The following is a 13,118-nucleotide window of genomic DNA, read 5'->3' as shown; positions in this document are numbered from 1 at the left end:
TGTTTCCGAGGTCTTCACGCCGACGACGGCCCACGGAGGCGGAGCTGTGCATGCTCCCCCGGCGAGGATGCCAGGATGGGCGCAGACGCCGTCACCGGCGCCGAGGGAGGATCGACATGACCGACGACGCGCCCACCCCCGACCTCGTGCGGCTCGCCGCCGTGCACGGCATCGCGACCGAGTACTGGTCGTTCTTCGGCGACCGGGTGCAGGTCCCGGCATCCACCCTCCGCGCGGTGCTCGCGGCCATGCGCGTCGACGCCTCGTCGGATGCTGCGGTCACGGCATCCCTCATCGCCGAGGAGGAGCGGGTGTGGCGCGAGCTGCTGCCCGCCTCGTTCGTGACGCGCGCCGGGGTCGGCGTGCTGTGGCTGCACGTCTTCGACGGGCACGACGTGACCGTGACGGTGGCTCTCGAGGACGGGGCGGTGCGCGTGCTCACGATCCCCGAGCAGCGGCCGGCCGCGCGTCTGGTGGACGGCATCCTGCGGTGGCGGGTCGAGATTCCGGTGCCCGACGACCTGCCGCTGGGGTGGCACACCGTGCGCGCGGAGCAGCGCCCGTTCGGCGGCGCCGACGCCGACCGCACGGCATCCGCCCCGTTCGTGATCACGCCCGGTCGCCTCGGCGACCCGCCCGCCCGTCCCGGGCGTACACGCGGCTGGGGCCTCATGGCGCAGCTGTACTCCGTCCGCTCACGGGCATCGTGGGGCCTCGGCGACTTCGCCGATCTCGCCGATCTCGCGGCGATCGCGGGCGAGCGCGGCGCCGACTTCCTGCTGATCAACCCCGTGCACGCGGCCGAGGTGACCAGTCCGATCGAACCGTCGCCGTACCGCCCCGCGACCCGCCGCTTCCTGGCGCCGCTGTACGTGCGCCCCGAGGACATCCGGGAGGTCGCCTACCTGACACCCACCGAGCGTGCCGTCGTCGAGGCCGCCCGCGGTCCCGTCGCGGCGATGGACGACGACGCGGACCGCATCGATCGCGACGCGGTCTGGGCCGCCAAACGGCTCGGCCTCGACGCGATCTTCGCGGTGCCGCTGACGCCGTCGCGCCGCGCCGAGCTCGATGCGTTCGCCGCGCGCGAGGGGCAGCCGCTGCAGGACTTCGCCCTGTGGTGCGCGCTCGAGGAGCACTACCTCGGTCGCGAGCGGCCCGTCGAGGTCGACGACATCCGCTCCCCGCTGGTCGCCGAGCTGCGCACGCGCCTGGCCGACCGCGTCGCGTTCCACGTGTGGCTGCAGTGGATCGCCGATCAGCAGGTGGCCCATGCGCAGGCCGCGGCGACGGCGGCGGGCATGACGATCGGTGTCATGCACGACCTCGCGGTCGGCGTGCACCCCCAGGGGTCGGATGCGTGGTCGCTGCGGGAGATGTACGCCACCGGCATGGCGGTCGGCGCGCCGCCGGACATGTACAACCAGCAGGGCCAGACCTGGAACCAGCCGCCGTGGCTGCCGCGCGCGCTCGCCGAGGCCGGGTACGCCCCGCTGCGCGACATGATCCGCACCCTGCTGCGCCACGCCGGCGCCCTGCGCATCGACCACGTGATCGGGCTGTTCCGCCTGTGGTGGATCCCCGAAGGGCTGAGTCCCGCCGCCGGCACGTACGTCCGCTACGACCACGAGGCGATGATCGGCGTGCTGCTGCTCGAGGCCCACCGCGCCGGAGCGGTGCTCATCGGCGAGGATCTCGGCAACGTCGAGCCGTGGGTGCGCGAGTACCTGGCGGCGCGCGGCGTGCTGGGCACCTCGGTGCTGTGGTTCGAGCGCGAGGGCGACGGCTTCCGTCCGCCGGAGCAGTACCGCCGCTCGCTGCTGGCCACCGTGAACACGCACGACCTGCCCCCGACCGCGGGGTATCTGGCCGACGAGCACGTCGCCCTCCGCGCGCGGCTCGGTCTGCTGACGCGTCCGGTCGAGGAGGAGCTGGCCGACGCGGATGCCGAGCGGGCGACCATGCTGGCGCTGCTGCGCGACCGCGGACTGCTGGGCGCCGACCCGTCGGAGGCGGAGGTGATCGAGGCCCTGAACGCGCTGATCACGGCATCCCCTTCGCAGCTGCTCGGGGTGGCGCTGGTGGATGCCGTCGGCGAGCGCCGCGCGCAGAACCAGCCCGGGACCGACCGCGAGTATCCCAACTGGCAGATCCCGCTCGCGGGACCGGACGGCCGCGCCGTGCTGCTGGACGACCTGCGCGAGCACGGCCGTTTCGTCGCTCTCACCCGCGCGGTCGATTCTCGGCTCTGAGCTCCGCGGCGGCGGGTGAGGCGGGGCCGGGTGAGGCGGGTCCGGTGGGTTCCGCGGGCTCGATCGCCGCCGTGCGTGGTCGCGTCAGCGTGCCGGCGAGCACGCCCACCACGACGAGCGCGAGACCGACCATCTGCGCGGGTCCGAACGGTTCGTGCGCGAGCCACACGCCGAGCAGCACGCCGGTGACGGGGTTGAGCAGTCCGATCACCCCGACGACCGCACCGGGAAGGCGGGCGAGGCCCGTGAACCACGCCGCGTAGGCGATCGCCGTGGCCACGAGGATGACGTACGCGAACCCGAGCAGCGCCGGCCCGTCCAGGGCGGGCGGTGCGCCCTCGACCGCGATCGCGAGGGGCGCGACGACGAGGGAGCCGGCGATGAGCTGCCACGCCGTCATCGTCAGCGGCGGGATGTCGGCACCCCAGCGGCGCGTGAGGACGAATCCCAGCGACGAGGAGAGCATGGCCAGCACGGATGCCGCGATGCCCCAGCCGTCGGCCTCGCCGCCGCCCGGCTGCAGCATGACGACGACGCCGAGGATGCCGAGCACCGCTCCGGCGGCGGCGCGCAGGGCGGGGCGCTGGCCGAGGACGATCCAGCTCAGCACGATCAGCGCGGCGGCCGACGTCGACATGATCGTGGCCGCGAGGCTCGTCGCCAGGCGCTGCGCGGCGACGTAGACGAGGACGTTCAGCCCGCCGACCGTGAGCGCGCCGAGCACGACCGACCGCCACCACCACGCCCCGCGCGGCAGTCGCCGGGTGACCAGGAGCACCAGCACCCCGGCCGGCAGGCACCGGATCACGGCGCCCCACAGCGCCGCGTCGGGCGGCAGCAGATGACGCGTCACGAAGTAGGTGCTCCCCCAGGCGACGGGGGCGATCGCCGTCACGAGAACCCATCGCATCCTTTTATCTTCCACGGAAGAGAATATAGCTTCCGCGGAAGGTAAAGTCGACGGCGTGCAGGATCACGTCGACCTCGTCCAGGAGCAGTGGCGCCGCGAACGCCCCGATCTCGATCCGTCGCCGCAGGGTGTGATCGGCCGCCTCCATCGTCTGGCCGCGGCGCTGACGGCGGAGCTGACCGCCGTCTACGCGCAGTTCGGACTGAGCGAGGCGGAGTTCGACCTCCTGGCATCCCTTCGCCGCGCCGGTGCGCCGTACGAGCTGCCGGCAGGCGAACTGGCCGACCACACGATGGTCACCACCGGCGGGCTCACCAAGCGCGTCGACCGCCTGATCGACCGCGGCCTCGTCGTCCGCACGGATGCCGACGACGATCGCCGACGGCGCCTCGTGCGCCTCACCCCCGAGGGCGTCGATCTCATCGACCGCGCGTTGACGGCGCACCTCGCCAACGAGCACCGCCTGGTCGCGCTCCTGCCCGCGGGCGACGCCGACGCCCTGCGCGACGCCTCCCGCCGCTGGCTCGCCGCCCTCGCCCACGACTGACCCCCGGCATCCCGCCCCGCCCCCCGCTCGCCCGCCGCCCGCCCCGCTGCCGCGAGAAACCACTCGCACAGTGAGAAACACCTCACGCAGCGGTTTCTCGATGCGCAAGGTGCGTCTCGCGACGGATGCCGCGGCGCAGGCCGCGGCGCAACGCGATGCAACGTTGCGGTGCGTAGCGTCAGCGCATCCGAACGCGGCGAGGGATGCCGCGGACCATGCACTGTCGAAGGAGACATCATGACCATCGTCGAAGAGGGCGTCTCGAGCGTCTACGCCGCTCCGGGCCAGCGCGGCGCGATCGCCGAGTACCGTCCGCGGTACGGGCACTACATCGGCGGCGAGTTCGTCGAGCCGATCAAGGGCCAGTACTTCGAGAACATCACGCCGGTCACCGGCAAGCCGTTCACCGAGGTCGGGCGCGGCACCGCGGAAGACATCGACCGCGCCGTCGACGTCGCGTGGAAGGCGTTCGAGTCGTGGAAGAAGACGACGCCCGCCGACCGCGCGAACATCCTCAACAAGATCGCCGACCGCATCGAGGCGAACCTCGAGAAGATCGCCGTCGCCGAGACGTGGGAGAACGGCAAGCCGGTGCGCGAGACGCTGGCCGCCGACATCCCGCTGGCGATCGACCACTTCCGCTACTTCGCCGGCGTCCTGCGCGCCCAGGAGGGCACGCTCAGCCAGATCGACGAGGACACCGTCGCGTACCACTTCCACGAGCCGCTGGGTGTGGTGGGCCAGATCATCCCGTGGAACTTCCCGCTGCTGATGGCCACGTGGAAGCTCGCCCCCGCGCTCGCCGCCGGCAACTGCGTCGTCCTCAAGCCGGCCGAGCAGACCCCGGCATCCATCCTGTTCCTGTTCGACATCATCGGCGACCTGCTGCCGGCGGGCGTCGTGAACATCGTCAACGGGTTCGGCATCGAGGCGGGCGCACCGCTCGCGCAGCACAAGCGCATCCGCAAGGTCGCGTTCACGGGCGAGACCACCACGGGCCGTCTCATCATGCAGTACGCGTCGCAGAACCTCATCCCGGTCACCCTGGAGCTCGGCGGCAAGAGCGCGAACATCTTCTTCGAAGACGTCGCGCGGCAGAAGGACGCCTACTACGACAAGGCGCTGGAGGGCTTCACGTTCTTCGCGCTCAACCAGGGCGAGGTGTGCACGTGCCCGTCGCGCGCGCTCATCCAGCGCTCGATCTACGACCAGTTCCTCGGCGACGGCCTGGAGCGCGTCGGCAAGATCATCCAGGGAAACCCGCTGGATCCGGCCACCATGATCGGCGCGCAGGCCTCCAACGACCAGCTCGAGAAGATCCTCAGCTACATCGAGATCGGCAAGGCGGAGGGCGCGAAGCTCCTCGCCGGCGGCGAGCGGGTGGACCTCGGCGGCGAGCTCAGCGGGGGCTACTACGTGGCGCCGACGGTGTTCGAGGGCCAGAACAGCATGCGCATCTTCCAGGAGGAGATCTTCGGCCCCGTCGTCTCGGTGACCAGCTTCGACGGGTTCGACGACGCCATCCACACCGCCAACGACACCCTCTACGGCCTCGGCGCGGGGGTGTGGAGCCGCTCGGCCGACACGATGTACCGCGCGGGGCGCAGCATCGAGGCGGGTCGCGTCTGGACGAACACCTACCACCAGTACCCGGCGCACGCCGCGTTCGGCGGGTACAAGCAGTCGGGCATCGGTCGCGAGAACCACCTCAAGATGCTCGATCACTACCAGCAGACCAAGAACCTGCTGGTGTCGTACGCCGAAGGAGCGATGGGCTTCTTCTGAGCCGCGTCGCCGAAGACGATCCGGCGCACGGGACGCACGCGCGTCTCGGGCGCCGGATCATCTCCGGAGGGAAAGGTCGAGCGATGACCACCACTGTCAGTCGCGTCGCGGTCACGGATGCCGCGGCGGCACTGCTGCGCCGGCTGACGGCGCAGCACGGGAAGCTCATGTTCCACCAGTCCGGCGGATGCTGCGACGGCAGTGCACCGATGTGCTACCCCGTCGGCATGTTCTTGACGGGGCCGTCGGACATCAGGCTCGGCGACCTCGACGTGGGACTGGACGATCCGATCGAGGTGTTCATGTCCGAGGCGCAGTTCGCGTACTGGAAGTACACGCACCTCACGATCGACGTCGTCCCGGGCCGCGGGGCCGGCTTCAGCGTCGAGGGTCCGACGGGGATGCGCTTCCTCATCCGCTCGCGGATGCTGGACGACGCCGAGCTCGACCACTTCGGACTGCGCTGACGGCGGCATCCCCGCGGCCTCGCCGGTCAGGCGCGGTCGTGCAGCGTGATGCGGTAACCGTCCGGGTCGACGAACGTGAAGGTGCGGCCGAACGGACCGTCGATCGGCGCCGCGACGATCTCGTGGCCGGCGGCGACCAGGGCGTCGTGGATCTGCTGTACGTCGGTCGCGTGCAGCCAGAGGGCGATGCCCGCCCCCGGCGGGGTGGCGGCATCCCGGACGGCGTCATCGACGATGTCGCGCACGGCGAACGCGATCGGCGTCGTCGTGAACACGACGGCGTGGGGCGGTCCTGCCGGTGACCGCACGAGGCCGAGGAAGCTCTCGTAGAACGCCTGGGATGCGGCGAGGTCGCGAACCTGCAGGGAAATGAAGTCGGGGCCGGTGGCGGGCATGGGATCGTCCTCTCGTGTGTCAGTTATCTGACATGCAACTGTATGTCAGGATACTGACATGAGTCAACGCCTTCCCGCCATCGATCTGCCGACCTCCGTCGGCTATCGCCTCAAAGAGGCAGCCAGCGCCCTCCGGGCCGCGATGGAGGACGTTCTGCGACCGCTCGGGATGAACGTCACCCACTACGCGTGCCTCGAGCTGCTGGCACAGCGCCCCGGCCTGTCGAACTCTGATCTGGCCCGCGGCACATTCGTCACCCGCCAGACCATGAACGTGCTGCTGCAGAAGCTCGAGCGCGACGGTGAGATCTCGCGGCCCGACACCCCCGTCAGCGGCAAGGTGCTTCCCGCGACGATCACCGATCGCGGCCGCACCGCGCTGGCCGCCGCCAGCACCGCCGTGCGCTCGGTGGAGGACCGCATGCTGGACGGTCTCGACGCGGACGACCGCGATGAGGCGCTGCGGCTGCTCGCCGCGATGATCCGTTCGCTGCGCGGCTAGAGCCAGCCGTTCTCGTCGGCGATCCGCACGGCATCGGCGCGGTTGCGGGCCTCCGTCTTGCCGATCGCGCTGGAGAGGTGATTGCGGACGGTGCCCTCGCTCAGGTGCAGCATCTGCGCGATGTCGGCGATCGAGCCGCCGGTACGCGCGACGGAGAGCACGTCGGTCTCTCGGCTCGTGAGCGGCGACTCCCCCTGCGCGAGCGAGTCGGCGGCGAGGGCCGGGTCGACCACCCGCAGCCCCTGCGACACGCGGCGCACGGCGTCGGCGAGCTGTGCGGCCGGTGTGTCCTTGACCACGAAGCCGGCCGCTCCCGCCCGCATCGCGCGCGTCAGGTACCCCGGTCGCCCGAAGGTGGTCACGATGAGCGCCCGGCACGCGGGTCGTGCGCTGCGCAGCGCGGATGCCGCCGCGATCCCGTCCATCCCGGGCATCTCGATGTCCAGCAGCGCGACGTCGGCGGCCGTGCGCACCGCGGCATCCACCACCTCGTCGCCGCGCCCCACCTCGGCGACCACCTCGATGTCGGGCTCGAGTCCGAGCAGGGCGGAGAGCGCGCCGCGCACGAGCGCCTGGTCATCGGCGATGAGCAGCCGGATCACAGCGTCACCCGCAGGAGGAACCCGCCGAGGTCGCTGCGTCCGAGTGCGAGGCGTCCGCCGGCGGCCTCCACCCGTTCGCGCAGGCCGATCAGCCCGGTGCCGGCGGTGGTCGCTGCGGATGTCGGGCCCACCCCGTCGTCCTCGATGCTGACGCTACGCGCGCTCAGGCGCACGCGGCACCGCGACGCCTGCGCATGGCGGATCACGTTGGTCACACCTTCGCGCACGATCCAGCCGGCCAGTTCGCGGCGCTCGGCAGGGACGTTCTCGGTGGCGGTGGGCAGCTCGGCCGCGATGCCCGCGGCATCCAGCGCCGCCCGCGCCGCGGCGAGCTCGCCCGCGACGCTGACCCCGCGGTAGCCGGCGACGGTGGTGCGCACATCGGCGAGAGCCCCGCGGGCGAGGGCCTCGACTTCGCCGATCTCCCCCCGCGCCCGTGCCGGATCGACGTCGATCAGGCGTCCGGCGAGCTCGGATTTCACCGTGATGACCGTGAGCGAGTGGCCGAGGATGTCGTGCAGGTCGCGCGCGACGCGGCTGCGTTCGCGTTCCACGGCCATCTCCGCCATCTGGTCGCGGGTCGCCCGGAGGGCGTTCATGGCCGCGATGTTGCGTCCGAAGGCGGCCATCATCGCGGAGACCGAGACGATGATCGCGGGCAGGAACAGCACGCCCTCGGTCCAGCCGTCGGAGATCACCCCGACGACCAGGGATGCCGCTCCGAGCGCGAGCAGCAGCAGCCAGGTCGTGCGCAGGCGGACCACGGCCATGCCGATCGCGACGCCCACGTAGCTCCAGACGCCGCGGACATCCCACCCGATCCAGGGGAACAGGCTGAAGGAGAGCACGAACAGCCAGGCCGCCGGAAGCAGCCGAAGGCGCAGGGGCAGAAGGCGCGAGACGGGGACGGCGATCAGGAAGGATGCCGCGAAGCACACCAGCAGGGCGATCACGACGGCGCTCGACACGGCCGTGTCGGCCGCCGCGACGGCCTCGGTGGCCACGATGAACAACCAGATGAGCGAGATCGACGCACCGACGTACCAGCCGCGGGCGGCGCGGGCGGTCAAGATCTCACGGGGCGTCGGTGCGGCCGACGAGGCGGGGACCGGGGGAACGTCCCACCCGGTCCCGTCGAGATCGTCTCGCGTCGCGCTCACGGACTTCACTGTAGGGCGCGCCGACTCAGACGCGCTTGGTGTCGCGCCGGAACGCCCACGTCGTCCCGGCGACGAACACGACCAGCCACACCAAGGCGTTGATGAGCCACATCGCGTCGAAGCTCTCCCCGGTCAGAGGCGAGCGGGCGAGCTCTCCGATGCCGTACACCGGTGTGAACTTCGCGATCGTCTGCATGAAGTCGGGCATGCTGCTCAGCGGGTAGAACAGGCCTCCGAGGAACGACAGGAAGACGACGATCAGGCTCGTCACCTGGGCGGCGTTCTCGCTCGGCATGAGGTAGCCGACGAAGAGGCCGAGCGTCGTGAACACGGCGCTCGCGAGCACCCAGCCCACCAGGCCCGTGCCGATCCACTGCCCGGCGCTGAGCTGGATGCCGCTGATCGCGCCGGCCGCGTAGGTCGCGACCACGGCGAGCAGGCCCAGCACCATGCCCGCGATCATCTTGATGATGATGTTGACGAGCGGGTTCAGCGGGGTGAGGCGCAGCTGGCGGCTCCACCCCTGCGTGCGCTCGAGCGCGACGGCGGCGCCCGTCTGCGTGGCCGACATCATGGCGCCGTACATCGCCATCGACACCATGATGTAGGCCGCGACGGAGACACCGCCGTCGGCGACGGGCGTCGCCGTCAGCTGTTCGTCGCGCAGCCGCAGGCCGATGATGACGTACATCACGACGGGGAACGCGATCGTGAAGAAGAGCGTCCGGCGATTGCGCAGGCGGCGCTTCAGCTCGATGCCCAGATAGGTCAGGTTGAAGCCGCCGAGCGGCGGCACCCGCCGGTCGAGGGTGACGCGATCGGCCGACAATGCGGTCGGCGCGGTGGATGCGGTGCTCATGCGGGGGCTCCTTCGGAGGTGAGCGCGAGGAAGACGCTCTCGAGGTTCTGGGACGTGATCTCGATGTCGCGGGCCGCCGTCTCGGTGAGGAGGTGGCGGGCGACGGCATCCGAGTCCTTCGTGTGGATGCTGATGCGGTCGCCGGCGAACTCGACGTCGTCGACGGCGGGAAGGGCGGCGAGGCGCGCCGGGTCGGCGCCCGGCAGGGTGGCACGCACGATGCGTCCCGACACGAGGTTCTTGATCTCGGCGGTGGAGCCGTCGGCCACGATGCGGCCGCGACTCATGAGCACGATGCGGTCGGCGTACTCGTCGGCCTCGTCGAGGTAGTGGGTCGCGAACAGCACCGTGCGGCCGCGGGCGGCGTCGGAGCGGATCGCGCTCCAGAACGCGCGACGCCCCTCGACGTCCATGCCGGTGGTCGGCTCGTCGAGGATCAGCAGTCCGGGGTCGCTGAGCAGCGCCATGGCGAAGCGCAGCCGCTGCTGCTGGCCGCCCGAGCACAGGCCGACCCGTCGACTCCCGAGCTCACTGATGCCCGCACGCTGCATGACCTCCTCGATCGGACGCGTGTCGGCGAACAGGCTCGCCGTGAGAGCGAGCGTCTCGCGCACCGTGATGTCCTTCAGCAGGCCGCCGGTCTGCAGCACCGCCGACACCAGTCCGTGCGAGATCGCCGCCCGCGGGCTCTCACCGAACACCCGCACCGCGCCGCCGTCGGGGTCGGAGAGCCCCAGCAGCATGTCGATCGTCGTCGTCTTTCCCGCGCCGTTCGGGCCCAGGAAGGCGACGATCTCACCCGGGCGTACCCGCAGATCGACGCTCTCCACCGCTCGGACGCTGCCGAAGCTCTTGCGCAGGCCCGCGGCATCCACCGCGAGCACTCCCTCGTTCTGATCCATGTCTCCGACTCTGCCGCGGCCCGGTGCGACGTGCCGCACACGGGCGTCACGACCGCGCCATGACATTCGTCACGGCAGGAATCTGGCCGAACCGCGTCACAGATCGGTGGTTTCGGACTCTCACTTACGGGAGGAGAGGAGTCGGGATGGTCCAGCCGGGAGGGGGAGCGCTGCGGCGCGCCGCCATCGTCGATGCGTCGAGCGCGCGCCGCGGGCGTGCTCGCGAGCTGCTGACGCGGCGTCTCGGCATGAGCGTCGTGGACGAGTCGGCCTCGCTGCACGACCTCGCGATGCGGCTGCGGGGCACCGATCGGGCGGCACGGGCTCAGATGATCCTGCTCGTCTCGGCGTCGCTGGCCGACGGACCGGAACTCGAAGCGCTCGCCGCCTGTCGCGCCGCCGGGCTGCGCGTGGTCGCCCTGGTGCCGGGCGCGGGCGATCGCACGATGTGCGTGCTGAGGGATGCCGGGGTGGACGGCATCGTGTCCTCCCTCGAATCTGAGCGGGTCGTGCTCGCCGTCATCGACGCCGTGCGCCGCCGCGCACGCGCCTGGTCCCCCCGCGCACGCGCGGTTCTCGCGGCGCTGCCCGTGCGGCCCGCGCTGAGTCCCCAGGAGGAGCGGCTCGTCGTGCTCTACGGCGCCGGCCACACGATCGGAGAGGTCGCCGAACGCATCGGTGTGCGGGAGGACACCGCCCGCAAGTACCTCAATCGCGTCAAGGCGAAGTACGCGGCGGTGGGTCGCCCGGTGCACACGAAGGTCGAGATCGCGCGGGTCGCGCGCGCCGACGGGCTGCTCACCGGGACGGACGGCGACCGCGGCGTCTCGTGACGGAACGGCGATCCACGATCGCTGGTCCCGGGTTTCATTCTCGTTACAAAAAAGGCGATGACGGGGTGAATTCCGGATGCCGGGGTCAAGATAGCGGTCTGGACTCCGCCTCCCCGGCGGGGTCGACCGACACACAGCAGAGGTAGTTCATATGGCACTGCACTTCACTTCCCCGGGGACTGGTCGAGGCCGCATCGGCCTGGCCGCCGGGGCACTCGCCGTCTCCGCGCTCCTGCTCGCCGGCTGCGCCGGCGGCGGCTCGACCGGTGGCTCGACCGACGGCGCCGCCGGAGGCCCCGTCATCGTCGGCACCACCGACAAGGTGACCACCCTCGACCCGGCCGGCTCGTACGACAACGGCTCGCTCGCCGTGCAGACGCAGGTCTTCCCGTATCTCGTGAACACGGACTACAACTCGACCGAGGTCGTGCCCGACCTCGCGGAGTCGGCCGAGTTCACCGCCCCCAACGAGTACACCGTCACGCTGCCGGCCGGTCTGAAGTGGGCCAACGGCCACGACCTCACCTCCTCGGACGTGAAGTTCTCCTTCGACCGCAACCTGAAGATCGCCGACCCGAACGGGGCGTCGAGCCTGCTCTACAACCTCGACAGCGTCGAGACCCCCGACGCCACGACGGTGGTCTTCAAGCTCAAGACCGACAACGACCAGGTCTTCCCCTTCATCCTCACCTCGTTCCCCGGCGCGATCGTCGACGAGGAGGTGTTCTCGGCCGACGCGATCACGCCCGACCAGGACATCGTCTCGGCCGACGCCTTCGGCGGGCCCTACTCGATCACGAAGTGGGACTTCAACAAGACCGTCGAGTTCACCCCGAACGCCAACTACAAGGGACTGCTGCCCGCCGCGACCAACTCGGGCGTCATCCTCAGCTACTTCGCCGAGTCGTCGAACCTGAAGCTCGCCGTGCAGCAGGGCGACGTCGACGTGGCCTACCGCAGCCTGTCGGCCACCGACGTGTCCGACCTGTCGGGCAACGACAAGGTCAAGGTCGTCGAGGGCCCCGGCGGCGAGATCCGCTACATCGTGTTCAACTTCAACACGCAGCCGTTCGGCGCCACGACCGCCGAGGCCGACCCGGCCAAGGCGCTCGCCGTCCGCCAGGCGGTGGCCGACCTCATCGACCGCGAGACCATCTCGGAGCAGGTCTACAAGGGCACGTACACCCCGCTGTACTCCTACGTCCCGGCCGGCTTCGCGGGTGCGACGGATGCGCTGAAGGGCCTGTACGGCGACGGCAACGGTGGTCCGGACGCCGACAAGGCGAAGGCGACGCTCACCGCGGCCGGCATCACGACGCCCGTCACCCTGAGCCTGCAGTACAGCCCGGACCACTACGGCCCCTCCTCGGGTGACGAGTACGCGCTGGTCAAGCAGCAGCTCGAGAAGGACGGTCTCTTCACGGTCAACCTGCAGTCGACCGAGTGGGTGCAGTACTCCAAGGACCGCACCGCCGACGTCTACCCCGCCTACCAGCTGGGCTGGTTCCCGGACTACTCCGACGCCGACAACTACCTGACGCCGTTCTTCCTCGAGAAGAACTTCCTGGGCAACCACTACGTCAACCAGGAGGTCAACGACCTGATCCTCAAGCAGGCCGTGGAGCCGGATGCCGCCACGCGCACGTCCGACATCGAGAAGATCCAGGAGCTCGTCGCGAAGGATCTGTCCACCGTCCCGCTGCTGCAGGGCGCCCAGGTCGCGGTCACCGGTGCGGACGTGAAGGGAGTGACGCTCGACGCGTCGTTCAAGCTCCGGTTCGCGCCGATCACGAAGTAACCGCCGCGGGCGTTTCGACTCGTCGCTGCGCTCCTCGCTCAACGACCGGGGGATCACACCCCCGGTCGTTGAGCGAGCGCAGCGAGTCGAAACGCCCATCATCCGT

General features: G+C 70.7%; 13 protein-coding genes. 7 read left to right on the top strand and 6 right to left on the bottom strand.

All coding sequences use genetic code 11. The features are described from left to right. Positions 1–116 precede the first annotated feature (116 nt). Positions 117–2,252, top strand: a complete 2,136-nt coding sequence (malQ, locus tag AC6CQV_RS14435) for a 4-alpha-glucanotransferase (RefSeq protein WP_498259836.1) — start codon at positions 117–119, stop codon at positions 2,250–2,252. On the opposite strand, the gene AC6CQV_RS14430 is transcribed toward malQ, so the two are convergent. After that, entirely contained in the window at positions 2,224–3,162 is a 939-nt protein-coding gene (locus AC6CQV_RS14430; RefSeq protein WP_498259835.1) for a DMT family transporter, read from the bottom strand. The genes malQ and AC6CQV_RS14430 overlap by 29 nt on opposite strands. 55 nt (positions 3,163–3,217) lie before the next feature. Here AC6CQV_RS14430 and AC6CQV_RS14425 point away from each other — a divergent pair, with 55 nt between their 5' ends. From AC6CQV_RS14425 to AC6CQV_RS14415, 3 genes are all read left to right on the top strand, one after another. Next, positions 3,218–3,709 carry a MarR family winged helix-turn-helix transcriptional regulator gene (locus AC6CQV_RS14425; RefSeq protein WP_498259834.1) on the top strand — a complete coding sequence of 164 codons (492 nt, stop codon included), beginning with the start codon at positions 3,218–3,220 and terminating at the stop codon, positions 3,707–3,709. 237 nt (positions 3,710–3,946) lie between these two features. Then, positions 3,947–5,494 (top strand): acetaldehyde dehydrogenase ExaC, encoded by a 1,548-nt coding sequence (gene exaC / locus AC6CQV_RS14420; RefSeq protein ID WP_060960815.1) that lies wholly within the window; start codon positions 3,947–3,949, stop codon positions 5,492–5,494. 83 nt (positions 5,495–5,577) lie between these two features. After that, a complete protein-coding gene (locus AC6CQV_RS14415; RefSeq protein WP_060960814.1) occupies positions 5,578–5,961 on the top strand; it encodes a DUF779 domain-containing protein in 384 nt (127 codons plus the stop codon). Between the two features lie 26 nt (positions 5,962–5,987). Here AC6CQV_RS14415 and AC6CQV_RS14410 read toward each other — a convergent pair whose 3' ends face one another. Further along, on the bottom strand, positions 5,988–6,356 hold the full coding sequence (locus AC6CQV_RS14410; protein ID WP_498259833.1) for a VOC family protein: 369 nt from the start codon (positions 6,354–6,356) through the stop codon (positions 5,988–5,990). A 58-nt stretch (positions 6,357–6,414) separates the two neighbouring features. Between AC6CQV_RS14410 and AC6CQV_RS14405 the strand changes: the two genes are divergently transcribed. Beyond that, positions 6,415–6,858 (top strand): MarR family winged helix-turn-helix transcriptional regulator, encoded by a 444-nt coding sequence (locus AC6CQV_RS14405; protein WP_060960813.1) that lies wholly within the window; start codon positions 6,415–6,417, stop codon positions 6,856–6,858. On the opposite strand, the gene AC6CQV_RS14400 is transcribed toward AC6CQV_RS14405, so the two are convergent. From AC6CQV_RS14400 to AC6CQV_RS14385, 4 genes are read right to left on the bottom strand one after another with little or no spacing between them, the layout of a single operon-like run. After that, positions 6,855–7,460, bottom strand: coding sequence for a response regulator transcription factor (locus AC6CQV_RS14400; protein ID WP_498259832.1), 606 nt, complete (start codon positions 7,458–7,460; stop codon positions 6,855–6,857). The genes AC6CQV_RS14405 and AC6CQV_RS14400 overlap by 4 nt on opposite strands. Then, the gene (locus AC6CQV_RS14395; RefSeq protein ID WP_498259831.1) at positions 7,457–8,620 is read right to left on the bottom strand and encodes a sensor histidine kinase; all 1,164 of its coding nucleotides are present in this window, start codon (positions 8,618–8,620) and stop codon (positions 7,457–7,459) included. Before AC6CQV_RS14395 ends, AC6CQV_RS14400 begins: the two co-directional genes overlap by 4 nt. 25 nt (positions 8,621–8,645) lie before the next feature. After that, complete coding sequence (locus AC6CQV_RS14390; RefSeq protein ID WP_498259830.1) at positions 8,646–9,479, bottom strand: ABC transporter permease; 834 nt, start codon at positions 9,477–9,479, stop codon at positions 8,646–8,648. Then, positions 9,476–10,381: an ABC transporter ATP-binding protein gene (locus tag AC6CQV_RS14385; protein ID WP_101305177.1), complete on the bottom strand. Its 906-nt coding sequence runs from the start codon at positions 10,379–10,381 to the stop codon at positions 9,476–9,478. Before AC6CQV_RS14385 ends, AC6CQV_RS14390 begins: the two co-directional genes overlap by 4 nt. A 146-nt stretch (positions 10,382–10,527) precedes the next feature. Between AC6CQV_RS14385 and AC6CQV_RS14380 the strand changes: the two genes are divergently transcribed. Both AC6CQV_RS14380 and AC6CQV_RS14375 read left to right on the top strand, forming a co-directional pair. Further along, positions 10,528–11,214 (top strand): helix-turn-helix transcriptional regulator, encoded by a 687-nt coding sequence (locus AC6CQV_RS14380; RefSeq protein WP_191009281.1) that lies wholly within the window; start codon positions 10,528–10,530, stop codon positions 11,212–11,214. A 151-nt stretch (positions 11,215–11,365) separates the two neighbouring features. After that, entirely contained in the window at positions 11,366–13,012 is a 1,647-nt protein-coding gene (locus tag AC6CQV_RS14375) for an ABC transporter substrate-binding protein (RefSeq protein WP_498259829.1), read from the top strand. The last annotated feature ends 106 nt before the right edge of the window (positions 13,013–13,118 follow it).

The sequence above is a fragment of the Microbacterium sp. EG9 genome (assembly GCF_059759475.1).
This window is presented reverse-complemented; position numbering and strand designations above follow the sequence as displayed.

Bases quoted from the DNA above. Each gene is read 5' to 3' on its own strand.
- exaC (WP_060960815.1), top strand. From the start codon at position 3,947: ATGACCATCGTCGAAGAGGGCGTCTCGAGCGTCTACGCCGCTCCGGGC.
- AC6CQV_RS14375 (WP_498259829.1), top strand. From the start codon at position 11,366: ATGGCACTGCACTTCACTTCCCCGGGGACTGGTCGAGGCCGCATCGGC.
- AC6CQV_RS14385 (WP_101305177.1), bottom strand. From the start codon at position 10,381: ATGGATCAGAACGAGGGAGTGCTCGCGGTGGATGCCGCGGGCCTGCGC.
- malQ (WP_498259836.1), top strand. From the start codon at position 117: ATGACCGACGACGCGCCCACCCCCGACCTCGTGCGGCTCGCCGCCGTG.
- AC6CQV_RS14430 (WP_498259835.1), bottom strand. From the start codon at position 3,162: ATGCGATGGGTTCTCGTGACGGCGATCGCCCCCGTCGCCTGGGGGAGC.
- AC6CQV_RS14405 (WP_060960813.1), top strand. From the start codon at position 6,415: ATGAGTCAACGCCTTCCCGCCATCGATCTGCCGACCTCCGTCGGCTAT.
- AC6CQV_RS14390 (WP_498259830.1), bottom strand. From the start codon at position 9,479: ATGAGCACCGCATCCACCGCGCCGACCGCATTGTCGGCCGATCGCGTC.
- AC6CQV_RS14380 (WP_191009281.1), top strand. From the start codon at position 10,528: ATGGTCCAGCCGGGAGGGGGAGCGCTGCGGCGCGCCGCCATCGTCGAT.
- AC6CQV_RS14415 (WP_060960814.1), top strand. From the start codon at position 5,578: ATGACCACCACTGTCAGTCGCGTCGCGGTCACGGATGCCGCGGCGGCA.
- AC6CQV_RS14410 (WP_498259833.1), bottom strand. From the start codon at position 6,356: ATGCCCGCCACCGGCCCCGACTTCATTTCCCTGCAGGTTCGCGACCTC.